The organism is Egibacter rhizosphaerae (assembly GCF_004322855.1).
GTDB lineage: Bacteria > Actinomycetota > Nitriliruptoria > Euzebyales > Egibacteraceae > Egibacter > Egibacter rhizosphaerae.
The window spans coordinates 2,309,201-2,332,728 of the sequence record NZ_CP036402.1; the positions used below are offsets into that span (position 1 = coordinate 2,309,201).

Consider the following 23,528-nt stretch of genomic DNA (forward strand, 5'->3'; position numbering starts at 1 on the left):
ACCCGGCCGTCACGCGGGGACCGGCGGCGAGGGCTCGAGACTGTCGAGGAAGTTGCCGAGCAGGGACATCCCCGCGCCGGTCAGGATCGACTCGGGGTGGAACTGGACCCCCTCGACCGCGAGGCGGCGGTGCCGTAGTCCCATCACCACGCCGCTGTCGTCGTCGGTCGTGGCGGTCACCTCGAGCTCGTCGGGCATCGTCGCCGGATCGATGACGAGCGAGTGGTAGCGGGTGGCCTCGAACGGTTGCGGCAGGCCGGCGAAGACGCCGCGTCCGTCGTGGCGGATGTGGGACGTCTTGCCGTGGAAGAGTGCGGGCGCGCGCACCACCGGTCCGCCGTAGACCTGCCCGATGCACTGGTGTCCGAGGCACACGCCCAGCAGCGGCACGCGTCCGGCGAAGACGCGGATCGTCTCGTTGGAGAGCCCGGCGTCGTCGGGGGTGCCCGGACCGGGCGAGATGACGATGCCGTCCGGCGGATCGGCCTCCAGGTCGGCGAGGGCGAACGCATCGTGGCGGGCCACCTCGACCTCGGCGCCGAGCTCGCCGAGCTCCTGCGCGAGGTTGTAGGTGAAGCTGTCGTAGTTGTCGATCAAAAAGACCCGCGCCATGCCGACATTCTAGGCGGTCGCGGGTGGGGGCGCCGGCCAGAGGAACCCCTCGGCGTCGCGGACGGCCCATCGACCCGTCCGCAACCAGCCGTCCCGCAGTACCGCCCGAGTCTGCTCGGGCCGGCCCCAGTATCCACGCAGCAGCTGGGGGCCGGCCACCTCGAGTCGGCCCGTCGCCCCGTCCGCGGCCGGTCGCTCGTCCTCGTCGACGACGCGCGCGGCGACGTCGGGCAAAGGGAGCCCGTACGAACCCGCCCGCGCGCGACCGTACACCGGGTCGGCGATGGCGAGGCCGGCGAGCTCCGGTAGGGCGAGGCCGCCGCGCAGCCGGACCCCGCCCCGCGAGTGCGCGCGCTCGACCGCGGCGGGCGCGACCGGCCCATCGACCAGCGCGACCCGCAGGGAGGTGAGCTCGGCGCGGCCACCCAGACCCGCGTCCGCCGCGGGTGGGTCGTGGTCGCCGCGGTCGCCCGCCAGTCGCGCCACGCCGCCCACGGCGAGGGTTGCCTGCTGGTCACCGACGTCACGGTCGATGCGGGTCGCCTCGGCGGACGGGAAACCCATGCGGGCGGCGGAGAGCAGCGAGAGGCCGAGGCCCCCGGACAACCAGAACCCGCTCCATGGGTCGGCGGCCAGCAGCACCCGTTCGCGGCCGGCCTGCACGTCGGGGATCCACAGGCGGGCTTGGAAGCTCGCCACCACGGCCGCATCGTGGGTGAGCGCGACCCCCCGGTCCCACGCGCTGACCGGCACCCGGTCCGCGGTCGTTCCCGCGCCCCACGTGCCCACCACGGCCAGCAGGTCGCCGGCGGGATCCACCGGTGCCTGGCGAGCGGCCGGTGGGCTCCGGCGGATCAGTTCCTTGAGGCCGACAGCGCCGTCACGCCGGGCCTGCCGCGGCAAGCGGCCCCGCAACGTACGGGGGAAGGCGGCGTAGGCGACCGGGCTGGTCACGAGCAGATGGACGAGGGTCGGCAGCCGCCCCTTGAGCTGCGCGACGGTGGCGTAGGCCCGATCCTCGCACACGAGGGCCCGGCACCCCGTGTCGGTCACGGCGTGCGCGATTGGTTCGGGTGAGATATCGAAGGGCAATGGCACCAGCACCGCTCCGAGGCGCGCGGCGGCGAGGGTGACGATGACCACCTGTGGGCTCGGCGAGAGGAGCGAGGCCAAGCGGTCGCCCTGCGTGATCCCCAGGTCCGCGAGCCCGGCGGCGCAGCGGTCCACCTGGTCCAGCAGCTCGCGGTACGTCAGCGTGTGGCCGCGGAACGCCACTGCCTCGTGGCTCGGGAAGTCGTGTGCGGCGTCGTCGAGCAGCCGGGTGAACGGCACCGCCGGGTACGGATAGGTGGCCGGGACACCGGTCGGTCGGGCCGAGGGGCTCACCAGCGGTACAGCGCCCCGCCGACGCCGGCGAGCCCGAGGACGGGGTCGTCGATCAAGGTGCGATCGACCCACGGGAACACGACGGTGAACAACACCCAGACCGCCACCGACACGACGAGCAGTCCGACGAGCACCCGCACGATCCGGCTCACGGGACCAGCTCACCGAAGGTCACGAGGCGTTCACGGTCGGAGTACACCGGGTGGCAGGTCGTCAACGTGATGGTGCCCGCGCCGAGGCCGACCGGGTCGTCGTCGAGCACCCACGTCTCGGTGGGGAGCACGATCCGTGATTCGCTGAACTCGTACTCATGGCGCTCTCCGTCGAGGTCCCACACGTGAATGCGGTCGCCCTCCCGCAGTTCGTCGAGGCGGCGGAAGGGCGCGCTGTAGGTCACACGGTGACCGGCGACGGCGAAGTTGCTGTCGTCGCCGGGGTCGGCGGTGCTGGGATAGTGCCCCGGCCCGTTGCGGAGGTCGGCGACGGTGACGTCACCGAGGACCGCGACCGGTTCGTCGAGGACCGGCGGCTCGTCGCTGCCGGGTCGCTCGAACGCGATGACCGCGACGGCGCTGGCGCCACCGGCGACGTCGGGCGCCTCGACCTCCCCACCTGCCTCAGCGACGGTCGGCGGGTCGCGGTCGCCAGCCTCCTCGGCGCTGTCCCCGTCGGTCGTGGCATCGTCCCCGCCGCTGTCGCCGGTACCCGAGGACCCCTCTGGATCGAGGGCGCCGACGCCGGCTTCCCACTGCTCCAACAGATCGGTCTGGGCCCGGTCGGTCTCGAGACCGGTGAACCACAGGGCGTACACGACGTAGAGCAGGATCACCGCCCCGGCGATCGTGAGGGTCCACCCGATGCCCCGCAACGCGAGCAAGGGCCATGACCTCCTGTGGCGCGGAGCCGGCACCGAGCGGGCCTCGGGGGCCGCGGTCGCGGTCATCGTCGTGCTCCGTACGCTGGGCCATCCAGACCCGTTGCCATCACCGCTCCTGTCTGTGGCATGGCTGCCTGCTGATCCGCGACCGCGGCGACGGTAGCCACCGGCGCCGCTGGGTAGTCTCCATTGTGCCCCAGGCCGGGTCGCCGTGATCCGACACGCCGCCGTACGAGGGGGTCGCCGTGCCGAAATCACGCTCCCGCCGCACACGCTCGCAACCACCGCCACGACGCAAGCCCCCGCGCAGCCCGAAGTGGGTGCCGCGCCTGGGGCTCGGCCTCATCTTCGGGGGCGTCGCGCTGATCGTCGTCAGCTTCGTGTTCGAGCTGCCGGGCGGAGGCATCGACCTGCTGCTGGGGTTCGCCCTCATGGCCGGTGGGCTGATCGCGCTGAGCTACTACCGCTGACACGCCTCCCCTGACCGGCGACCTCCGACCGGCCGCCGCTGGCCGGCGACGGTCCCGTCGGGACATCCGCGGGACACGGCCGGGGGTCCCGCCTCCGACGGGTTTTCCCCAAGGCTTTCCACAACTGTGGATGCGGACGGGCAATCATTACACGGGCGTCGTCCAGGCCCCAGGAGTTCGCGTGACAACGTTGGGGTTTCCCACAACGAAGCCCACAACTGGGGACGAGTGCGGCGGTCACCAAGCCCTGTCACGGCGCTGAATCACACGACGGGAGCTTCGTCCCCAAGATCGTCCACACCTGGGGACAAGGATCACATCGTACGGCTTCAGGGTCCAGATCAACGGTCAGAGTTCCGATCACGCCGAGGGATCCGAGGCATCTCGAGGTATTTCGCGATGTTCGGTCATGCGCTCCCCACAGTGTCGCGGGGGGCTCTGCGATCCGCGCACGAGGAGCAGCACCTCGGCCCCGCACGGCTGGCAGGAGTACACGGTTCTCTCCATCGCCTGGTCCACCGGCTGGGGATCCTCGTCGACCGGGACGGTGGCACCCAGCTGCCCGAACGTGGCGAACCCCACCCGCAGGATCGCCAACCCGAGCAGCGGTCCGAGCACGTAGGCCGCCGGAACGTCCGTCGCGAGCGCCACCACCGCCGCCAACGCGACGACGCCCCACAGAACGACCCTGCCCCGGACGGCCATGGGCTCAGCCGAGCCGTTCGATGATCGTGGCGTTGGCCATGCCCCCGCCCTCGCACATCGTCTGGAGTCCGTAGCGACCCCCGCCCTGCTCGAGACCATGGCAGAGGGTCGTGAGCAGCCGCGCGCCACTCGCGCCCAATGGATGTCCCAGCGCGATGGCGCCACCCCGCGGGTTGACGCGCCCGGGATCGACGTCCAACTCGCGCTGCCACGCCAGCACGACGCTGGCGAACGCCTCGTTCACCTCGATCTGCTCCATCTCGTCGATGTCCAGGCCGCTGCGCTCCAGGACCCGGCGGGTCGAGGGGATCGGCCCGGACAACATGGTGACCGGGTCGACACCCGCGAGCGCGAACGTGTGGAAGCGCCAGCGCGGCACGAACCCGAGTCGCTCCGCGGTCTCGCGCTCCATGATCAGCGCCGCCGCGGCGCCGTCGGAGATCTGGCTCGCGTTCCCGGCGGTCACGATCCACGGGAGGCCGGGGTGCGCAGCCGCGACCCGCTCCTCGTAGAAGGCGGGCTCGAGCTCGGCCAGGGCCTCGAGCGAGGTCTCGCGACGGATCCCCTCGTCTGCCCTGACCTCGCGGACCTGGCCATCCGCACCGGTGACCTTGACCGGCAGGATCTCGTCGTCGAAGTGTCCGCCGTCGGCGGCGGCCGCGGCCAGCTGGTGCGAGCGCAGCGCGTACTCATCGGCCTCCTCGCGCGTGACACCCCAACGTTGCGCCACGATCTCGGCGCTGATGCCCTGGTGGACGAGGCCGCCGTCATAGCGGGCACTCATCTGCTCGCCGTACGGGTTCGCGCCCGCGACGTTGCTCATCATCGGCACGCGGGTCATCGACTCCACGCCGCAGGCGATCGTGATGTCGTACACGCCGGCGAGCACGCCCTGAGCAGCGAAGTGCGCGGCCTGCTGGGACGAGCCACACTGCCGATCGACCGTGGTCGCCGGCACCGACTCCGGCAGACCCGCGCCGAGCCACCCGTGACGGGTCACGTTGAGCGACTGCTCGCCCGCCTGGCCGACGCAGCCGCCGATGACGTCATCGACGCGCTCGGGCTCCAAGCCGGTCCGCTCGACCAGCTGCCCGAGGACCTGCGCGAGCAGGTCGGCGGGGTGCTCGCTCACGAGGGCGCCCTTGCGCCGACCGGTGGGAACGCGCAGGGCCTCGACGATGACCGCATCCCGCATGGTGGCCTCCTTCTCCGCGCTCGGCGGGCTCGCCAAGGGACGGGGGGTCACCAGGGTACGTGGCGCGGCCGATCAACGGGAACCCACCCCGGGGGAACCCGCCGCTCATGGGGTCAGCCTCGGTCCGCCCCGTCGGTGGCTCACCCGTCGCGGTCCCGCCGATCCGCGACTCGGAGCCGGCTCGGCCCGTACCGAGGGTGTCACGCGCACGGGCCGGCCGGAGGCTCCAACCCGGGCGCTACCCGCCGGCGACTGCGGGACCCGGCCGCGGTTGGGGCGCGGGCGGTGTCGCCACGCCGCGCGCGGCACCGAACGCCAGCATCTCGAACCGCACGACCGCTGCGGCGCTGAGCACGAGCACGCCGAGCGCCGCCCACAGCGGAAGTGCCGACGCTTGTCCCGGCATGACCAGCGAGGCCACTCCGAGGTAGGCAGCAGCCATCGCTCCCAGCCACAACGGCAACCGCCCCCCGGGCAGCCTGGCCGCGCCGAGTGCGACACCGAACGCCGCCAGCAGCCCCGTCAGGGCCATCAATGTCCAGTGAGCCAACTGGGTGTGCGGGTCGGTGGCGCTCAGCTGCAGCCAGATCACCGACTGTTGGACCGCATAGAGCACCGCCAAGAGCACCCCAGCGCTGCCGATTCCGCCCAGGATCGGATCGAGTCGCCCCATTGGCCGGAACGCCCCTCGCAGTCCCGGAACCAGTGCGAGCAGCGCGATCGTGAGGACGCCCGCGACGACCAACGGCCCGGGCCCGGCGTCCGCGAGGATCACCGGGCTGGCCAGCACCCTCAGCACCCCGGCGGCGACCACCGCGGCCACGAAGACGGCCACCGCCGGGCGGGGAGCCGGACGGTAGAGCAACGCCAGGAGCGGCACGTACAACATGACGACCCACACTCCGTTGAACAGCCCGTGCAGCTGATGGATCGCCTCCGGACCCTCCACCGTCCACGCTGTGACCAACATTGGACCCTGGAACAGCGCCGGTGGAACGTGCGCCAGCCCCAGCGCGACGATCACGACCACCAACGCGACCGCTCGTGCCACCGCGCCTTTCGACGCGGGTCGATCGCCCAGCCAACCGCCAAACCGCGTTCCCGCGGTCGGTTCGTTCATCACGTGTTCCTCTCACGACGCGGCGCGAGGACATCGCCTCCGCTCCGAGGACCTCGGCCCAATGGCCGAACCGGTCCGGGGCCGCGGAGCCAGCGAATGCCGCCGTCCTCCGCGTCGGAGCCTGCCCCGCCCAGACTCGGGCCCCGAGAATTCCATGTACTGCGCGGCACTGAGCCGTGTCAAGGCCTTTGGGCCAGGGTCCCGGCCCGCGGACCCGATGACGGCCACCGCAGCGCGGAGAACGCCCGATGTGGGGGCTCGGCAGCGCTCGACACCCCGCGCGATCGAGGACGGAGATGGTGGTGGAGCCGACCGGATTCGAACCGGCGACCTCCTGCATGCAAGGCAGGTGCTCTCCCAGCTGAGCTACGGCCCCCTGGCGGTGGAGTGACGCGTGGCGGCGCGCGACGCGCGCCGACCGCTCACGCGCTGGGAGGTCCCGTGGGCTCCTCCCAAATGGCTTCGCTCAACTCGCGTTCGCGCTGCTTCTTCAGTGCGAACGCCACACCGGCCGCGGTGGCAGCAAGGATCAGGAGCTTGCGCAATGGAACCTCCACCGTCGGAGCGGGCCGTGACACCCGGCCGACATACCGGCGTAGCGGCGGGTCGAGCGGCCGGAGCGTGGGCGATCGAGGACTTGAACCTCGGACCTCACCCTTATCAGGGGTGCGCTCTAACCACCTGAGCTAATCGCCCCAATCATGTCGACAGTCTAGTCGGCGACCGCGCGATGCGCACTGCGCGGACGTCCGCCGAGGGCGGGACAGCCGGTCGCGATGCAGGCCGCCTACCGGTCGTCGGTGAGGGTGAGCTTGAGCCCGCCCAGGAGATCGGCAACGAGGTTGTAGAGCAGCGCCGCGAAGACGTTGATGCCGCTCCAGAGGACGACGTTGAGCAGTCCGACGAGGAACACCCCGCTGGCCAGCGCACCCCCGTCGATCTCGAAGGGCAGCCCGACCTCTGCGGCGAGCCCCAGGACGGTGTCGATGACGCCCATGCGGACCAGCACTGCCCAGAAGGCGATTAGCCCCAGCATCACCACGAGCAGGAAGGCGAAGTAGAACACCAGCGAGAGCTTGAGCACGCTCCAGGGATGCACCTTACGGACCTGCAGGACCCGGCGGCCGCTGCGCGCCGGCTGACGCGTCTGCGGGCGGGCCGGTGGCACGGGCTGTTGCGGCGCGGTCGGTTGGGTCGCCGACCCGGGGTTCTGCGCGGTCATCACGACACCTCGGCGGGAACTTAGGAGCCCTCTTCGGGCTCGTCGGGCTCGACCACCGGCGCGACAGACGCCACGTGCGCACCGTCGGTGGGCGTCATGACGCGGACCCCCTGGGTCGCACGCCCCGTCGGCCGGATGTCCTTCACATCCATGCGGATGATCGTCCCCTGATCGGTCACGATGAAGATCTCTTGCTCGTACGCTGCCACGAGTGCGCCGACGAGGCCGCCCCGCGCGTCGGTCAGCTGCGCGGTCTTGACGCCCTTGCCCCCGCGGCGTTGCAGCGGGTACCGCTCGAGCGGGGTTCGCTTGCCGTACCCCTCCTCGGTGACGACGAGCAACTGCCCGTCGTCCACGGCCTTCGTCAGGGCGAGGACCTCGTCGTTCGCCGACAGCTCCACGCCGCGGACCCCGGTCGTGTCACGGCCCATCGGGCGCGCATCGCTCTCGTGGAACCGGATGGCCATCCCGCGTCGGGACACCAGGACGAGTTCGTCGTTCCCCTCGGTCACCTGCACCCCGACGAGCTCGTCCCCCTCACGCAGGTTGATGGCGATCAGTACCTGCCGCGGGGAATCGTACTCCGCGAGCCGCGTGCGCTTCACCATCCCTTGACGCGTGGTGAAGACGAGGTAGCGCTCGTCCTGGGTGGACAGTTCCGGAAGATCGACCACCCGGGCGATCTCCTCCCCGGGCTCGAGCGCGAGGCCCTCGACGTTCGCGACGTGCGTCCCCCGCGCGGTCCGGGACTTCTCGGGGATCCGCCACGTCTTCACCCGGTAGACGCGTCCCTGGCTGGTGAAGAACAGCAGCCAGTTGTGCGTCGAGGTGATGAGCACGTCGCTGACGATGTCGTCGGCTTTGAGGCTCGTGCCCGCCACACCCTTGCCCCCGCGACGCTGAGTGCGGTACTCGCTGGCTCGGGTCCGCTTGACGTAGCCCACATCGGTGAGGGTGACGACGACCTCCTCGACCGGCACGAGATCCTCGTCGTCGAGGTCCCCGCCCCCGGGCACGATGCGCGTGCGCCGGGGGTCGGCGTAGTCGCTCCGGATCTCGCCGAGCTCGGTGCGGATGATCTCCTTGATTCGCTCGGGGCGCGCGAGGATGTCGCGCAGGTCGGCGATGCGCGCCTGCAGCTCCTCGTACTCGTCGATGATCCGCTGGCGTTCCAGTTGGGCGAGTCGCCGCAGCTGCATGTCGAGGATCGCGCGCGCCTGCACCTCGCTGAGCTCGTAGGTCTCCTGCAACTGGGTGAGGGCGGCATCGGCGCTGGCCGCGTTGCGGATCAGCTCGATCACGTCGTCGAGGTTGTCGAGGGCGACCATGAGGCCCTCGAGGACGTGCGCCCGCTCCTCGGCCTTGCGCAGTCGGTACTCGGTGCGCCGGCGGATGATCTCGAGCTGGTGATCGATGTAGGCCTGGATCGTGTCCTTCAGCGACAGCGTCCGCGGCACGTCGTCGACCAGCGCGAGGTTGATGACCCCGAAGCTCTCCTGCAGCTGGGTCATCTTGAAGAGCTGGTTCAGTACCACCTGCGGGTTGGCGTCGCGCTTCAACTCGATGACCAGCCGGATGTCGCGCTTGGACTCGTCGCGCAGGTCACGGATGCCGGGAATGCGCTTGTCCCGCACCAGGTCGGCGATCTTCATCGCGAGGTTGGCCTTGTTGACCTGGTAGGGCAGCTCCGTCACGACGATCCGTGTGCCCGGGTTCTTGGCGTTCGGGCCGTCCTCCTCGATCTCGGTCACCGCGCGCATCCGGATCGTGCCGCGGCCGGTCTCGTAGGCCTGGCGGATCCCGGCGGTGCCGAGGATGTAGGCACCGGTCGGGAAGTCGGGCCCGGACACGTACTGCATGAGCCCATCCAGGTCGATCTCCGGGTCGTCGAGCTGGGCGATGACCGCATCGACCACCTCACCCAGGTTGTGCGGCGGCGTGTTCGTCGCCATGCCGACCGCGATGCCCGCCGAGCCGTTGACGAGCAGGTTCGGGAACCGGCTCGGCAGGACGACCGGTTCCTCCTCCTCCCCGTCGTAGTTGTCGATGAAGTCGACGGTCTCCTCGTCGATGTCGCGCAGGAGCTCCATCGCGATCGGCGCGAGCCGTGCCTCCGTGTAGCGCATCGCCGCGGGGGGATCGCCGTCGATCGAGCCGAAGTTCCCGTGCCCGTCGATCAGGGGGTAGCGGATCGCCCAGGGCTGTCCCATGCGCACGAGCGCGTCGTAGATCGCCGAGTCCCCGTGGGGGTGGTACTTCTTCATCACGTCGCCGACCGCCGACGCGGCCTTGCGATGCTGCGTGCCCGCGCGCAGCCCGCCCTCGTACATCGAGTAGAGGATGCGTCGATGCACGGGCTTGAGGCCGTCACGCACGCTCGGGAGCGCACGCCCGACGATGACGCTCATCGCGTAGTCGAGGTACGAGCGGCTGAGCTCGTCCTCGATCTCGACCGGTTCCACGTGTAACGCCACGCCGTCACCCGCGGACTCGGCCGTGGCCGGGCTCGCGGTCACCGGCTCCGCCCCGTCGGGGGGCGGGGTCGGCTCGTCGTCGGTGGGGGGATGTTCGTCGCTCACGGTCTCACGTCCCGGTCGAGAAGGAAGCGGTCACTGACGGCAGCGGAGCGCGCGGCGACGACCGTGGCGGTCGTCGACCGAGCCCCCCTAGACGTCGAGGAACCGCACGTCCTTGGCGTTCTGGATGATGAACTCCCGGCGCGCCTCGACGTCGTCGCCCATCAGGGTCGAGAACAGCGCATCCGCGACGGCGGCGTCCTCCATGCCGACCTGCAGCATGATCCGCGATGACGGATCCATGGTCGTCTCCCACAGCTCCTCGGGCTCCATCTCGCCGAGCCCCTTGAAGCGGGCGACCTGGATCTGGCGGCTGCCGTCGCCGTTGCGCATCTCGGCGATCACCCGATCGCGCTCCGCGTCGCTGAACGCGTACCGGACCTTGTCCTTGGACTTCGCGCCCTTGGGCTGGATCTGGTAGAGCGGCGGCTGCGCGATGTAGACGTAGCCGGCGTCGATGAGCTCGCGCATGTGGCGGAACAGGAAGGTCAGCACGAGCGTGCGGATGTGGGCACCGTCGACGTCGGCGTCCATCAGCATCACGATCTTGTGATAGCGCGCCTTGGCAAGATCGAAGTCCTCACCGATGCCGGTGCCGATCGCCGTGATGAGCGCCTGGATCTCCTTGTTCTCGAGGATCTTGCCGAGGCGCGCCTTCTCGACGTTCAGGATCTTCCCGCGGATCGGCAGGATCGCCTGGGTCGCGCGATCACGCGCCATCTTGCTCGAACCCCCGGCGCTGTCGCCCTCGACGACGAACAGCTCGGTGGCCTCGGGATCCGAGAGCTGGCAGTCCGCGAGCTTGCCGGGCAACCCGGCCGAGTCGAGGAAGCCTCGCCGGCGGGTGAGCTCGCGGGCCTGGCGGGCGGCGAGGCGGGCGCGAGCGCCCTGGACCGCCTTGTTCACGATCGCGCGGGCCTCGTTCGGGTGCTCGGCGAACCAGTCGCGCAGGCGCTCGTGCGAGGTGCGCTCGACGAAGCTTCGAACCTCGGTGTTGCCGAGTTTGGTCTTCGTCTGCCCTTCGAACTGCGGGTCGGAGAGCTTGACCGAGATGATCGCGGTCAGTCCTTCGCGGATGTCCTCGCCGGTGAGCGTGAGGTCCTTCTCCTTGCCCTTGTTGCCGATGATCCCCAGGTCGCGGGCCTGGCGGTTGACCACGCTCGTGAGCGCCTTCTTGAAGCCCTCCTCGTGCGTGCCACCCTCCTGCGTGTTGATCGTGTTCGCGAACGTGTGGATCGAGTCGTTGTAGCTCGTGTTCCACTGCAGCGCGATCTCGACCTCCTGAGGCCCCCGCTCCGACTCCTCGGCGTTGGAGAAGTGCACGATCTCGGGGTGCAGCGCTTCCCGGGAGGCGTTGAGGTGGGCCACGAAGTCCCGAAGGCCCCCGTCGTACCGGTACGTCAGCTCGCGGGGCTCGGGGACGGATTCCCCGGCCTCGAGCTCACCCGTGGTGCCATCGGGGTCGGGCTCACGCGGCCGCTCGTCGACGATGTGGATCTCGAGCCCCGCGGTCAGGAACGCGGTCTCGCGGAACCGTGTGGTGATCGTGTCCCAGTGGAACTCGGTCGACTCGAAGATCTCGGGGTCCGGCCAGAACGTGATCGTGGTCCCCGTGAGGGTGACTCCGTCCTCGCGGGCCGGCGTGGGGCCCATGTCCTCGATCGGACCGGCGGGCAGCCCCTGGCGGTAGGTCTGCCGGTACGCCCGGTCGTCGCGGTACACCTCCGCGAGCAGCTCGGAGGACAGAGCGTTGACCACCGAGACCCCGACCCCGTGCAGGCCCCCGGACACCGCGTACGACTTGTTGTCGAACTTTCCCCCGGCGTGCAGCACCGTCAGGACCACCTCGAGCGCCGACCGGCCCTGGCTGTGCTCCTCGACGGGGATGCCGCGCCCGTCGTCGGACACACGCGCACCGCCGTCGGCGAGCAGGCGGATCTCGATCCGCGAACAGCGGCCGGCCATGGCCTCGTCGACGGAGTTGTCGACGACCTCGTAGATCAGGTGGTGCAACCCACGCGATCCGGTGGAGCCGATGTACATGCCGGGTCGCAGACGAACCGCCTCGAGGCCTTCGAGGACGGTGATGTCGCTGGCGCCGTACTCGCTTGCGCTCAAGGGTCAGCGTGCTCCTCTCGGTGGGCATCGCACCGGCAGGGGCCGGTGGGCAGGCGGCGCGCGCGCCGCTCGACCGGGTGGGAAAGGGTGGCAGCCGCGCGCGGTAGGGCTGCGCGGCCGTTCCCAGGGCGCGGGAATCGCAGCGACCCTGGCCACCCCACCAGACTACCACAGCGTCACTTCGGCCGGCTCGTGGCTCCACAGCGCGTTTGTGCAGGTCAAGGAGCTACGCGATGCACTGGGGTGACCTGCCCGATACGCCGGAACGTCACGAATCGGTCATCGGCGGCGCGACCGCTCGTCCCCGAGGACGGTGACGTGCACCTTGGTGACCAGCTCAGCGCCCAATGCCGTGTTCAGTCGCTGGGTGAGATCGCCGGTGAGATAGCGCACTTGCGTGGCCCAGACGGCCGAGTCCGCCTGCAGCACGAGCACGCCGCCGTGCAACCGCAACGGCTGCACGTGGCGCGCGAGATCGCCACCCACCGTGGTCTCCCACACGTCGTGCACGCGCGCGCCCTGGAGACGCTCGCTCCAACCGTGGTCGCGCACCACCTGCTCCAGGGCGTCCGCCAATGCCCCCGGGAGCCGGCGGCGACCCGCCTCCGGATCGGCGTCGTCGCCGAGCCGGTCACGCCCGAGATGGTCCCGATGGCGGCGAGGCCGGTCGCCGGTGCTCACCCGGCCTCCCGGTTCACCGTCGAGGGAGCGGCGGCGCCGTCGGGAGCCTGCACCGTGCCACCCCGGACCCGGAACCTCGGCCCCGAGACGGGCACGTCCTCGTCCACGGCAGCGGTGATGAGCACCTGGCCGAAGGTGTGGCAGCGGGCTGCCAGCCGCGCGCGCCGTAACGCGTCGAGTTCGGCGAACACGTCGTCGAGGAGCACCACCGGCTCATCACCGATCTCGCGGAGCACCTCGTGGCTCGCGAGCCGGAGTGCGAGAGCGAGGGACCACGCCTCCCCGTGACTCGCGTAGCCCTTCGCCGGGAGGTCCCCGACCGCGAGGCGCAACTCGTCCCGGTGGGGGCCAGCCAGGGTCGTGCCTCGCTCCCGTTCCTCCTCGACGCGAGCTGCGAGTCCCTGGGCGAGCTCGTCCGCGAGCTCGCTGGGATCGGGGACACCCGCCTCGGGGACCCCCGTGATTCGCCGACCCGTGGACAGCTCGTACTCGAGCGTGATCTCACTCGCCGCGTCCACCGGGGCATCGTCGGCCGGGTCGTCGGGAGCGACCAGGGCGCGATAGGCCTCGGCGGTCGGGCGGGCGAGCGCGTGCACCACCGCGATGCGCGCAGCGAGGAGCGCGGAGGCGGATCGGGCGAGCGCGTCCGTCCACGCATCGAACGAGGGGTCCAGCCCCGCACCGCGGCGGCGGCTGTCCTTGAGGAGTGCGTTGCGCTGCCGCAGGGAGCGCTCGAAGTCCTGGCGAGCCGCGAGGTACGCGGGACGCCGTTGAGCGAGCAGGTCGTCCAAGAAGCGCCGACGGTCGGAAGGGTCCCCTCGCACGAACGAGAGGTCCTCGGGAGCGAACAACACCGCTCGGACGACCCCGACCGCGTCGCGCACCCGGGGTTGGCCCTGACCGTCGACCTGGACCCGATTGCGGCCCCGTGGCCGCAGCTCGAGCTCGACGGTTCGCTCCCTCGCATCGTCGCCGACCACGCGCGCGCGGATCACGGCCGCGGAAGCGCCTTCCCGAACCAGCGGCCCGTCGTTGCTCACCCGGTGGCTTCCGCCCGTGGCCAGGTAATGGACCGCCTCGAGGAGGTTCGTCTTGCCCTGGGCGTTCGGGCCGACGAGCACGGACGGCCCCTGCTCGAAGGAAGCCTCCGCCTGCTCGTAGTTGCGGAAGTCGGAGAGATGCAGCCAGGAAAGCCGCGCCACCGGGACTACACCCGCACGGGCATCAGCAGGTACAGCAGATCCCCGTCGCGGCTGTCGTCGTCGTCCTGGTCCTCACCGGCGGGCCGGAGGACCGCGGGCTTGAGCTCGTCCCGGAACTCCAACTGAACCCGATCGGACCGGAACGCGTCGAGCCCGTCGGTCAAGTACCGCGGGTTGAAGGCGATCTGCAACGGCTCCCCTTCGAGCTCTCCGGACAACGACTCCTCGGCCTCGCCGACCTCGCCGGACCCCGCGGTGACCCGCACGGTGTCCTCACTCAAGTGCAGTTGCACGGGGGTGGCCGTGGTGTTCGCGTCCCCGACCACGGCGACACGTCGCACGACCTCGGTCAAGGCGGCGCGATCAACCAACAACCGCCGATCGAATCCTTCGGGCAGCAACTGCCGGTAGTCCGGGAACTTGCCCTCGATGAGGCGGGTCGTCAGCCGTCGATCGCCCAGCGAGAACGTCACTTGCGACGGCTCGACGATGACGCGCACCTCGCCTCCCAAGCTCTCCGCGCTGCGTCGGGCCTCCTCAAGCGCGCGCCGGGGGACCAGCACGGTGCCGTCGGTCGCTTCCTCCCAGGGCAACGTGCGAACCGCCAGCCGATACGAGTCCGTGGCCGCGGCGATGATTGTCCCGTCGCTCGCCTCGAGGTACACGCCGGTGAGCACCGGCCGCGCATCGTCGCTGCTCGCCGCCCGCGCGACCTGGCTGACCATGGCGGCGAAGTCGTCGGCCTTCATCACCGCAGGGGTGACGTCCTCGCTCGGTGCGGCGAGCGGGGGGTAGTCCTCGACGGGCATGAGGCGCAGCTCGAACCTGGCGCGACCGCATTCGAGCCGCAAGCGGTCGGAATCGACCTCGGCGCTGACTGCGGCATGCGGCAACGTGCGCACGACGTCCCCGAGAAGCCGTCCCGGGACGAGGGCAACCCCCTCCCGTTCGGCCTGCACCGGGATCGACAACTCGCTGGAGATCTCGAGGTCGGTCGAGGCGAACTGCAAGCGGTCGCCGGTCACCTCCAGACGCACCCCGGACAAGGCGGGCAGCGTCGCGCGTGCGCCGACGGTGCGCAGTGCCCAGCTGGATGCCTCGGCGAACTCGGCTCGCTCGGCTCGAAACTTCATGGGGCCTCCCTGGGTGGGGCCGGGATGGTTGTCCACCGCTCGGCACCGGACCGGTCTCTACTCTTTGGAGGAATACATAAGACCGACGCCGTCGTCGGGGTCCGATCTTCCTGCGGATAACGGTCGTTTGTGCAGCGTAGAGGGATGGTGGCTTGTGGAAACGCTGCGGGCAAGTTTGTGGGCCTCCTGTGGGCTCGACCCGGTGGAGTTCCCATGACAACCTTGTGATTCTTGCTGGATGGGCAGTGTCCCCACAGCTGTCCACCCGTCGTCCGCCGTTCGTCCCCCGAATGTCCACAGCTATCCCGCCGACTGCGCGCTGGTCTTGATGCGGCTGGTGAGCTCCTGGACCTGATCGTAGAGCGCGTGCCGCTCCTTCATCAGCCCGGCGACCTTGCGGTTGGCGTGCATGACGGTGGAGTGGTCGCGTCCGCCGAAGGCGTCACCGATCTTGGGCAGCGAGAGGTCGGTGAGCTCACGCGCGAGGTACATGGCCACCTGGCGGGCGTTGACCAGCTGGCGGGTGCGGCTGCTGGAGCAGAGCTCCTCGACGGTCATGCCGAAGTAGCGCGCGGTCTCGGACATGATCAGGCTGACGCTCACCTCGTTGGTGCTGGTCTCCGGGAAGAGATCCTTCAGCACGGTCTGAGCGAGACCGAGCGTGGGTTCGGTCCCCTGCAGGGATGCGAAGGCGGTCACGCGGATGAGCGCCCCCTCGAGCTCGCGGATGTTCGAACTGATCCGGTTCGCGATGAGCTCGAGGACCTCGGGGGGCACGTGGAGGTGCTCCTGGGCCGACTTCTTGCGAAGGATCGCCAGGCGCGTCTCGAGGTCGGGGGGCTGGATGTCGGTGATCAACCCCCACTCGAAGCGGGTGCGCAGCCGTTCCTCGAGCTGGCCCATCTGCTTGGGCGGGCGGTCCGAGGAGATGACGATCTGCTTCTCCGCGTTGTGTAGGGCGTTGAACGTGTGGAAGAACTCCTCCTGGGTCCGTTCCCGCGTCGCGAGGAACTGCACGTCGTCGATGAGGAGGACCTCGACGTCGCGGTACCGCCGCTGGAAGGGCACTTGGCGGCCGTTGGAGATCGCGTCGATGAACTCGTTCGTGAACTGTTCGCTCGTGACGTAGCGCACCCGCAGGCGGGGATAGAGGTTGACCGCGTAGTGCCCCACGGCCTGGAGCAGGTGCGTCTTGCCCAGGCCGGCCCCGCCGTAGACGAACAGGGGGTTGTAGGCCTTGGCGGGAGCTTCCGCGACCGCGAAGGCCGCCGCGTGGGCGAAGCGATTGCTGGCCCCGATCACGAAGCGGTCGAACGTGTACTTGTCGTTGAGGGGCGGACCGGCCGTCTGTTGAGAGGGGAACGCCTCCGGACCGGGTTCGCTCCCCTGCTCGGACCGCGCGGCCCTGGGTTCCAGGGCGGGGCCGTCGGCCGGGGAGCGATCGGCGTCCGACGGGGCGCTGGCGTCTGGCGACTGGGACGCCTCGGGTGCGGGAGCGGCGCGCACCGTGATGACGACCTCGACCGACTCACCGGCCGCGTGCGACAGCGCGGAGCGCAGCGTGTCGCCGTACCGCAGGTCGAGTTGCTCCCGGGCGAAGGGATGCGGAGCGGCGAGGTAGACCGTGCCGTGGCTGAAGCCCACGGGCTCGGTCTCGGCGAGCCAGGTGCGCTGGGCGGCGCCGGTCAGCTCGTGCTGGAGATGCTCCAGCGAACGGCGCCACAGGTCAGCGAGGTCGATCACGGCAGCATCAGACATTGACGGTCCTCTCGTCCGGCCGCGGAGCGCGCCGCGTGCAGGGGGGCGGGCGGTCGAACGCGAGCCCCGAGGGCTCGGTGGGTTGCGTGCGGGTGAGGTGTGCGGAGTGGGAGGCGGTCGAGACGGATCGCGAGGGTGCCACCGACGATCCGGCGACCGGTGTGGTGGCGAGGGAGGCGGTGTTGGAGGCCAGCAACGCGAGAAGGTTGTCCACAAGCTGATCCACACATGTGGAAGGGCGCTCCTCATTCGCGGTGGTCTCGTCGCTACCGGTGCACCGGTGTGCGGCGGCTCCGTACCGCCGTGGCACCAGGGAAGCGGGCACCACCGGGCCCCAGCCCGGATCGTCGCTCGGAGCACCGTCGGGACGCAGCAAGCTGCATCACGCACGAGGCGTGGATCCCGCCGGCGTGCTCGATCGTTGCGTCGTGACCGAACCGTGACCGAGCGACCGGGACCTGCGCAGGAAGGCGGAGTATAGGAAGGCGCTTCGAGCGGGCGCAACCGGTTGAGGGCATTCGGTTGGGGATCGTGTGGCCTGGCTCTTTCGACCCTCGGAGTCCGTGCAGGTTGACGGTCCCGCCCGCGGGTGCGTACGATGGCTGCTTGGTGCGCGCGCCCTTTGATCAACCAGCGCCACCGAAGTCCACATGGGTCGACCGGTAGGCTCCGGGGTTGCGGCACCGGTCGATCCGCGCCGTTGCCCGTCTTGAAGCGAGCTAACCATGAAACGCACGTATCAGCCGAAGGTCCGCCGTCGCAAGCGGCGCCACGGATTCCGCGCCCGTATGCGGACCCGCGAGGGCCGAGATACGATCCGTCGCCGGCGGGCCAAGGGTCGCCAGCGCCTGACGGCGTAGGCGCCATGACTGCGGGGGAGGCCGGCCAAGGTGCCGGGGCGGGGGCAGTGATCGGGGCTCGGGCGCGCCACGCGCCCGCACGCCTCCGCCGGAGCGGCGAGGTTCGTGCGGTTCTTGCACGTCGGCAGCGGCGAACCGGGCGCTACATGGTCGTTCATGGACACGACCGGGGTGACAGTGCACCTCCGCGTGCCACGGTGGTGGCGGGCCGCAGAGTGGGGCGAGCGGTGGATCGCAACCGAGCGAAACGACGACTGCGGGCCGGGCTGCGCGAGGTCGGGGTGGAACCCGGGCACGACGTGGTGGTGGTCGCGCGACCCCGTGCGGTGACGGCACCCTTCAAGGGACTGTGCAGCGAGTTGGCTGCGCTCTTGCCAGGCGGACGAGATGGCGCACCAGACGATTGACGAGCTTGGGCGCCCGCGCCCGTCGGCTCCCGCTCGCGTACTGCGTGGCGTGGTGCGCGTCTACCAGTTGATCCCGCGGGGCATGCCACGCTGTCGATTCGCGCCCACCTGTTCGGACTACGCGATGGAGGCGCTGGCCACGCACGGTGCCCGGCGCGGTTCGAGCCTGGTCGCGCGTCGCTTGGCGCGGTGTCACCCTTTCCATCCCGGCGGCATCGACCACGTCCCACCTCGCCGGTAGCCGCCCCCTCCACTCCGTAAGGAGACCGCAGTGCAGATCTGGATCAGCCTCCTGGAAGGACTCGAGTCGGTCCTGCGGTTCTTCCAGAGCGTCATCGAGCCGGTGCTCCCTGCCTACTCGTGGGCGGTGGCGATCGTGCTGCTGACGGTGGCTGTGCGGGTCCTATTGTTGCCGCTGGCGGTCAAGCAGATCCGGTCGATGCGGGCCATGCAGCAGTTGCAGCCCGAGATGAAGAAGATCCAGGAGAAGTACAAGGTCGACCGGTCCCTCATGAAGACGGACCCGGAGAAGTACAAGGCGAAGCGCCAGAAGCAGCAGGAAGCGATGATGGCGCTGTACAAGGAGCACAACGTCAACCCCATGGCGGGGTGCTTGCCGCTCCTCCCTCAGATCCCCATCTTCATCGCGCTGTTCTGGGTCCTCGATTCCCGGAGCGCCCAGGTGCAGGTCGAGGAACTGGAAACGAGTGGGTTCATCCTTGTCGAGAGCCTCTCGGCGCGGGCCGCGGACGGCAACGGTATCGGAGCCCTCGTCCTGGTGGCGTTGATGGGCATCACGATGTTCCTGACACAGAAGACGATGATGGCGATGAACCCGCAGGCGGGGCAAAACCCGCAGCAGAAGATCCTGATGTACGTGTTGCCCCCGATGCTGACGATCTTCGCGTTCAACTTTCCGTCAGGTGTCGTGCTTTACTGGGTCACGACGAACCTATGGCAGATGGCGCAACAGTGGCTGATGCTTCGCAACGTCGGTCCACCCCCCGCCCAAGCGACCACGAAGCCGGCGTGACCAACGAGCGAGCACGCTCGACCGAAGCGACGGGGCCGACCATCGAGGAGGCCGTCGCCGAGGCGTCAGTCGTCCTGGGCGCGGCCCCCCACGCGCTCGAGGTCGTGGTGCTGGAGCGGCCCACCAGAGGCTGGCTGCGGAGACGGCCGGCGCGCGTGTATGCGACGCGGCGCGACACCGAGAGCACGCTCCGCCACGAACCGCCCGGACCACAGCCCGAAGCACCTGCGGCCGACACAGACCACGTGGCCGCGCAACGAGGCGAGGAGCCTACCGTGAGCGACACCACCGAACCCGACGCGATGGCCGACGGACAGGATCACGAGGCCTCGGAGTCGACCGATGAGGCGCCTGTTGACGAAGAGTTCGAGGGCGACGACACCGCCGAGGCGAGCGAGCTGACCCCGGAGCAGCGCATCGAGCAGCTCGACGAGGAGGCCGAGATCGCGGCCGACTTCATCGAGGGGCTGCTCGATCAACTCGGCCTGCCGGGGGACATCGAGATCGTCGTCCGCGAGGAGCAGGCCCTGGTGAACATCTCGGACGTGGGCACCGGCCTGCTCATCGGGCGCCGAGGCGCGACGCTAGAGGCCCTCCAAGAGCTCGTGCGCTGCGCGACGCAGCGGCGCACGGAGCGTCGAGCGCACGTGCGCGTCGATATCGAGGGGTACCGAGAGCGTCAGGTCGAGAAGCTGCGCGACAAGTGCCGGGATGCGATCGCCCTCGCGAGGGAGAGCGGGGAACCCCAGCGGCTCGAGCCGATGGATCCCTACGAGCGCAAGATGATGCACGACATCATCGCCAAGGCGGGTGGAGTGACGTCGACGAGCGAGGGGGCGGAGCCCCGGCGCCGTGTGGTCATCCATCCCCTCGAGCAGTAGCTTCGTCGGGTCCCGGGTCGGTGGGAGCGAGGATCGCACCACCGGCCGCGCCGTCCGTGTGCGAGCGACGTGTCCGGCCGAGCGGATCGTCGGGTCCGACGACTGGGACGGCGCTGGGAGCGTCCGAGCCGTGAGGGTGGGGCGAGTGTGACGGAGGAGGCCGAGGAACGGCTCGACCGGTATGCGGAGCTCCTGCGGGACAGCCCCATCAATCTGGTCTCACGGGGTGCGCGGGCGTCCGTGCGCGAGCGACACATCGTGGAGAGCCGCGCTGTCGTCGAGCATCTCAATCCTCGCCCGGATAGCTCGTGGCTCGACCTCGGGACGGGTGGCGGGCTCCCCGGCATCGTGTTGGCGATCGAACGTCCTGACGTCGAGGTGGTGCTCGCGGACGCCCGCGCGAAGAAGGTCCGCGAGGTGGAGCGCTTCTGCGCAGTGCTCGGTGTCGCGAACGCGGCTGTGCGGTGTGGACGGGCGGAGCAGTTAGCCCGCGATCCAGAGTTGCGCGGCAGGTTCGACGGGGTTCTCGTTCGCGCGCTGGGGACACTTCCGGTGGTCGCGGAACTCGCCCGCGGCTTTGTGGGTCCCGGGGGCGAGATCGTGGCGGTGAAGGGTCCCGGGGTGGATGCCGAGCTTGAGGCTGGCCGCTCCGCCGCCGACATGCTCGGGCTTGACATCGAGTCCGTGGAGGAGGTGGCCGACGCCGCGACCGTGGTGCGGTTGGTGCGCTTCCGAGCAGTGGGCGCGCCTCCGGCTACGACACCACGGGCTGACGGCGTCCCGCAGCGCCACCCCCTGGCCTGATCGGCGAAAGCCGACCGTGACGTGAGCGGGAGTGACAGGCTCGGACACGGGGGCGTCGGGAGCGATAGCCCGCGGTGACCTCTGTCGCGGTGGGCGCTGCCGAAGCCGCACGCTGGTCGCTGGCGGTGGGCACGGTGTTCCACGTGGAACGACGCGGCCTGGAGGCCGTGGCGGCCGGATCGCACGGATCGATCCAGGGGCGGAAGCCCGGAGGACAGCGAGGCCGTTTGACGGTGACCGCGGCGGCCGTCCGTAGTAGCCGGAGAACTGCCCGTCGCTGTTCCACCCCTGGTTCCACGTGGAACGAACTCCCGGGCACCGGTTGGTCGGTCCGAGGAGCGAGGGATGGCGTGTCAGCCTGACTCGCCCGTTCGCTGACTGGCCGGCCGCGCGGTGCTGGAGTGGCCGATCGCGCGGTGCTGGAGTGGCCGACCCCGCTGCTGGAACCGTGGGGCAAGCCAGCGCCTGACTCCGGGGGCCGCCTGGGCTCGTTCGGGCGCTATGCTCGCCGTGCCCGCCCTGACGTTGCAGCCGGGTCGGTGAGACTGGGACGCGTACCGTGCTGCGTCCGAGGTCGCCCCGTTGTGGATGTCTGGTGGCTCGGTGCCGGTGAGCGGGCACCATGGTCCCGGCTCTCCGCCCAGAGGAAGGAGCGAGCCCGTGAGCGCTTCGGCAGAGGTGGAAGCCCCCTCGGGGCGCGTGATCGCGGTCGCGAACCAGAAGGGTGGGGTGGGCAAGACAACCACTGCGGTGAACCTGGCAGCAGCACTGGCCGAGCAAGGGCACCGGGTGCTTCTGGCCGACCTCGATCCCCAGGGGAATGCGACCTCGGGGGTCGGCATGCGGGGCGCACAGGACACGGCCACGATCTACGAGATGCTCCTCGGGGACGCCACCTTCGCGGACGGTGAACAGGCCACGGCCTGGAGCAACCTCTCCCTCATCGCCTCAACCATCGACTTGGCGGGAGCGGAGATCGAGCTGGTCAGTGCGTTCAGCCGGGAGCAGAAGCTGCGCCGTGCGCTCGAGCCGGCGCGGGAGGTCTACGACCTCATCGTGATCGACTGCCCACCCAGTCTCGGCTTGCTGACCGTCAACGCGCTCACCGCCGCTGATGGGGTGCTGGTCCCGATCCAGTGCGAGTACTACGCCCTCGAGGGTCTCGGCGCCCTCCAGCGAAACGTGGAGCTGGTCCGGACGAACCTGAACCCGGGCCTGGAGATCATCGGCTACGTGCTCACGATGCACGATGGGCGAACCCGGCTGAGCCAGCAGGTGTCGGCAGAGGTGACGGGACACTTCGGTGAGCGCGTCTGCAAGACCCGAGTCCCACGGTCCGTACGCCTGGCGGAAGCGCCCTCGTACGCACAGCCGATCACGGTCTTCGACCCGGCCTCCCGGGGAGCGATCGCGTACCACCGGTTGGCTCGTGAGCTCGTGGAGCGACTCGCCTCACTCGGTACCCCTGCCCCGATTGCCGGAGGACCACGCGCATGAGTCGCCAAGGGGGTCTCGGCCGCGGACTCGACGCTCTCATCCCGACGGCCACGGAGGGGCGGAGCGGCCTGCTCACGCTGCGCCTGGGCGCGATCGTGCCGAATCGGCGACAGCCGCGGGAGGACTTCGACGAACAGGGCCTGGAGGAGTTGGCGCAGTCGTTGCGGCAGCTCGGCATGCTCCAGCCGGTCCTGGTGCGGCCGGTCGAGGACGGCAAGTACGAGCTGATCGCCGGGGAGCGTCGGTATCGCGCCGCCCAGATCGCGGGACTCGAGGAGATCCCGGCGCTGGTGCGGGCCACCGACGACAGCGACCTGCTGACCGAGGCGCTGGTCGAGAACATCCATCGCGTCGACCTGAACCCGCTCGAGGAGGCCGCGGGGATGCAACAGCTTCTCGACGACTTCGGGTTGACCCACGACGAGCTCGCCGATCGCATCGGGAAATCCCGGCCGTCGATCACGAACACCCTGCGGCTCCTCTCGCTGGGGCCGGAGCTGCAGAAGCGGGTCGCGACGGGTGCACTGCGGCCCGGTCACGCGCGGGCGTTGCTGGCGATCAAGGACGAGAACGAGCAGGAGCGCATCGCCCAGCGGGTCGTCGCTGAAGGGCTGTCCGTTCGAGCGACCGAAGAACTCGCGCGCAAGGGCGCCGCCGGGTCCGCTCGCACGAAACCGGACAGTGGAGACGGCACGGGGGAACGATCGGGAGGCCGCGGATCGGATGAGGCGAACCGGCGCGGCGGGAGCCGTGGGCGGTCCTCACTCCCCCACCTCGAGGAGGCGCTGAGCGACGCGCTCGCAACGCAGGTGCGGATCGAGGGAAGCGCCGACCGGGGTCGGATCGTCGTGGACTATGCAGGCTCCGAAGACCTGGAGCGGCTGCTGGCGATCCTTGGTGCACGAACTGGCGAGGAGCTCGGCCACGAGCAGCCATAACGCGACGAGTTCGTGCTTCTGGCCGCTGTCAGCGCACCCTTCGACGAATCTCT

At 70.0% G+C, this 23,528-nt stretch carries 24 protein-coding genes, 2 tRNA genes and 1 pseudogene; 10 read left to right on the top strand and 17 right to left on the bottom strand.

The window, feature by feature from the left end; translation table 11 throughout:
- Window positions 1-9 precede the first annotated feature (9 nt).
- Genes ER308_RS10735 through ER308_RS10745 form a run of 4 tightly spaced genes read right to left on the bottom strand, consistent with a single transcriptional unit; the run spans window position 10 to window position 2,941 of the window.
- On the bottom strand, window positions 10-612 hold the full coding sequence (locus ER308_RS10735; protein ID WP_131154984.1) for an anthranilate synthase component II: 603 nt from the start codon (window positions 610-612) through the stop codon (window positions 10-12).
- Between the two features lie 9 nt (window positions 613-621).
- A complete protein-coding gene (locus ER308_RS10740) occupies window positions 622-1,944 on the bottom strand; it encodes an AMP-binding protein (RefSeq protein WP_165491991.1) in 1,323 nt (440 codons plus the stop codon).
- A 50-nt stretch (window positions 1,945-1,994) separates the two neighbouring features.
- The gene (locus ER308_RS21555; protein WP_165491992.1) at window positions 1,995-2,150 is read right to left on the bottom strand and encodes a hypothetical protein; all 156 of its coding nucleotides are present in this window, start codon (window positions 2,148-2,150) and stop codon (window positions 1,995-1,997) included.
- Complete coding sequence (locus ER308_RS10745; RefSeq protein WP_131154986.1) at window positions 2,147-2,941, bottom strand: sortase; 795 nt, start codon at window positions 2,939-2,941, stop codon at window positions 2,147-2,149. The genes ER308_RS21555 and ER308_RS10745 overlap by 4 nt, the downstream gene beginning before the upstream one ends.
- Window positions 2,942-3,120: 179 nt before the next feature.
- Between ER308_RS10745 and ER308_RS10750 the strand changes: the two genes are divergently transcribed.
- Entirely contained in the window at window positions 3,121-3,345 is a 225-nt protein-coding gene (locus tag ER308_RS10750; RefSeq protein WP_131154987.1) for a cell division protein CrgA, read from the top strand.
- A 360-nt stretch (window positions 3,346-3,705) separates the two neighbouring features.
- Here ER308_RS10750 and ER308_RS10755 read toward each other — a convergent pair whose 3' ends face one another.
- The 13 genes from ER308_RS10755 to dnaA form a co-directional block, all read right to left on the bottom strand.
- Window positions 3,706-4,050, bottom strand: coding sequence for a hypothetical protein (locus ER308_RS10755; RefSeq protein ID WP_131154988.1), 345 nt, complete (start codon window positions 4,048-4,050; stop codon window positions 3,706-3,708).
- Between the two features lie 4 nt (window positions 4,051-4,054).
- The gene (locus ER308_RS10760) at window positions 4,055-5,245 is read right to left on the bottom strand and encodes a thiolase family protein (RefSeq protein ID WP_131154989.1); all 1,191 of its coding nucleotides are present in this window, start codon (window positions 5,243-5,245) and stop codon (window positions 4,055-4,057) included.
- A 238-nt stretch (window positions 5,246-5,483) separates the two neighbouring features.
- Complete coding sequence (locus ER308_RS10765) at window positions 5,484-6,365, bottom strand: hypothetical protein (protein WP_131154990.1); 882 nt, start codon at window positions 6,363-6,365, stop codon at window positions 5,484-5,486.
- 300 nt (window positions 6,366-6,665) lie between these two features.
- Window positions 6,666-6,741 (bottom strand) — tRNA-Ala (locus ER308_RS10770).
- A 46-nt stretch (window positions 6,742-6,787) separates the two neighbouring features.
- On the bottom strand, window positions 6,788-6,922 hold the full coding sequence (locus tag ER308_RS22385; protein WP_240732031.1) for a DLW-39 family protein: 135 nt from the start codon (window positions 6,920-6,922) through the stop codon (window positions 6,788-6,790).
- A 65-nt stretch (window positions 6,923-6,987) separates the two neighbouring features.
- Window positions 6,988-7,061 (bottom strand) — tRNA-Ile (locus ER308_RS10775).
- A gap of 91 nt (window positions 7,062-7,152) precedes the next feature.
- Window positions 7,153-7,587 (bottom strand): DUF3566 domain-containing protein, encoded by a 435-nt coding sequence (locus tag ER308_RS10780; protein WP_131154991.1) that lies wholly within the window; start codon window positions 7,585-7,587, stop codon window positions 7,153-7,155.
- 20 nt (window positions 7,588-7,607) lie between these two features.
- Window positions 7,608-10,166: a DNA gyrase subunit A gene (gyrA, locus tag ER308_RS10785; protein ID WP_240732032.1), complete on the bottom strand. Its 2,559-nt coding sequence runs from the start codon at window positions 10,164-10,166 to the stop codon at window positions 7,608-7,610.
- Window positions 10,167-10,253: 87 nt separating this feature from the next.
- Window positions 10,254-12,281, bottom strand: a complete 2,028-nt coding sequence (gyrB, locus tag ER308_RS10790) for a DNA topoisomerase (ATP-hydrolyzing) subunit B (protein ID WP_131154992.1) — start codon at window positions 12,279-12,281, stop codon at window positions 10,254-10,256.
- A 279-nt stretch (window positions 12,282-12,560) separates the two neighbouring features.
- Window positions 12,561-12,962: a DciA family protein gene (locus ER308_RS10795; protein WP_165491993.1), complete on the bottom strand. Its 402-nt coding sequence runs from the start codon at window positions 12,960-12,962 to the stop codon at window positions 12,561-12,563.
- Window positions 12,959-14,164 (bottom strand): DNA replication/repair protein RecF, encoded by a 1,206-nt coding sequence (recF, locus tag ER308_RS10800; RefSeq protein WP_131154994.1) that lies wholly within the window; start codon window positions 14,162-14,164, stop codon window positions 12,959-12,961. Before recF ends, ER308_RS10795 begins: the two co-directional genes overlap by 4 nt.
- A gap of 5 nt (window positions 14,165-14,169) precedes the next feature.
- Entirely contained in the window at window positions 14,170-15,297 is a 1,128-nt protein-coding gene (dnaN, locus tag ER308_RS10805) for a DNA polymerase III subunit beta (RefSeq protein ID WP_131154995.1), read from the bottom strand.
- A 300-nt stretch (window positions 15,298-15,597) separates the two neighbouring features.
- On the bottom strand, window positions 15,598-17,304 hold the full coding sequence (gene dnaA, locus ER308_RS10810) for a chromosomal replication initiator protein DnaA (RefSeq protein ID WP_420826159.1): 1,707 nt from the start codon (window positions 17,302-17,304) through the stop codon (window positions 15,598-15,600).
- A gap of 476 nt (window positions 17,305-17,780) precedes the next feature.
- Between dnaA and rpmH the strand changes: the two genes are divergently transcribed.
- The 9 genes and pseudogenes from rpmH (at window position 17,781) to ER308_RS10850 (ending at window position 23,475) form a co-directional block, all read left to right on the top strand.
- On the top strand, window positions 17,781-17,915 hold the full coding sequence (gene rpmH, locus ER308_RS10815) for a 50S ribosomal protein L34 (RefSeq protein ID WP_131154997.1): 135 nt from the start codon (window positions 17,781-17,783) through the stop codon (window positions 17,913-17,915).
- A gap of 5 nt (window positions 17,916-17,920) precedes the next feature.
- A complete protein-coding gene (gene rnpA, locus ER308_RS23205) occupies window positions 17,921-18,322 on the top strand; it encodes a ribonuclease P protein component (RefSeq protein ID WP_131154998.1) in 402 nt (133 codons plus the stop codon).
- A complete protein-coding gene (gene yidD / locus ER308_RS22790; protein WP_131154999.1) occupies window positions 18,303-18,563 on the top strand; it encodes a membrane protein insertion efficiency factor YidD in 261 nt (86 codons plus the stop codon). Before rnpA ends, yidD begins: the two co-directional genes overlap by 20 nt.
- Window positions 18,564-18,593: 30 nt before the next feature.
- A complete protein-coding gene (locus ER308_RS10830) occupies window positions 18,594-19,355 on the top strand; it encodes a YidC/Oxa1 family membrane protein insertase (RefSeq protein WP_131155000.1) in 762 nt (253 codons plus the stop codon).
- A pseudogene (locus tag ER308_RS23210) lies at window positions 19,277-19,510 on the top strand (Jag N-terminal domain-containing protein); the annotation flags it as partial. The gene ER308_RS10830 and the pseudogene ER308_RS23210, both read left to right, overlap by 79 nt.
- A 120-nt stretch (window positions 19,511-19,630) precedes the next feature.
- Window positions 19,631-20,236, top strand: a complete 606-nt coding sequence (locus tag ER308_RS10835) for a Jag family protein (protein WP_240731806.1) — start codon at window positions 19,631-19,633, stop codon at window positions 20,234-20,236.
- A 147-nt stretch (window positions 20,237-20,383) separates the two neighbouring features.
- Window positions 20,384-21,040, top strand: coding sequence for a 16S rRNA (guanine(527)-N(7))-methyltransferase RsmG (gene rsmG / locus ER308_RS10840; RefSeq protein WP_165491995.1), 657 nt, complete (start codon window positions 20,384-20,386; stop codon window positions 21,038-21,040).
- Between the two features lie 660 nt (window positions 21,041-21,700).
- Window positions 21,701-22,537 (top strand): ParA family protein, encoded by an 837-nt coding sequence (locus ER308_RS10845; RefSeq protein ID WP_276319838.1) that lies wholly within the window; start codon window positions 21,701-21,703, stop codon window positions 22,535-22,537.
- Window positions 22,534-23,475, top strand: a complete 942-nt coding sequence (locus ER308_RS10850; protein ID WP_131155004.1) for a ParB/RepB/Spo0J family partition protein — start codon at window positions 22,534-22,536, stop codon at window positions 23,473-23,475. The genes ER308_RS10845 and ER308_RS10850 overlap by 4 nt, the downstream gene beginning before the upstream one ends.
- Window positions 23,476-23,528: the final 53 nt, after the last annotated feature.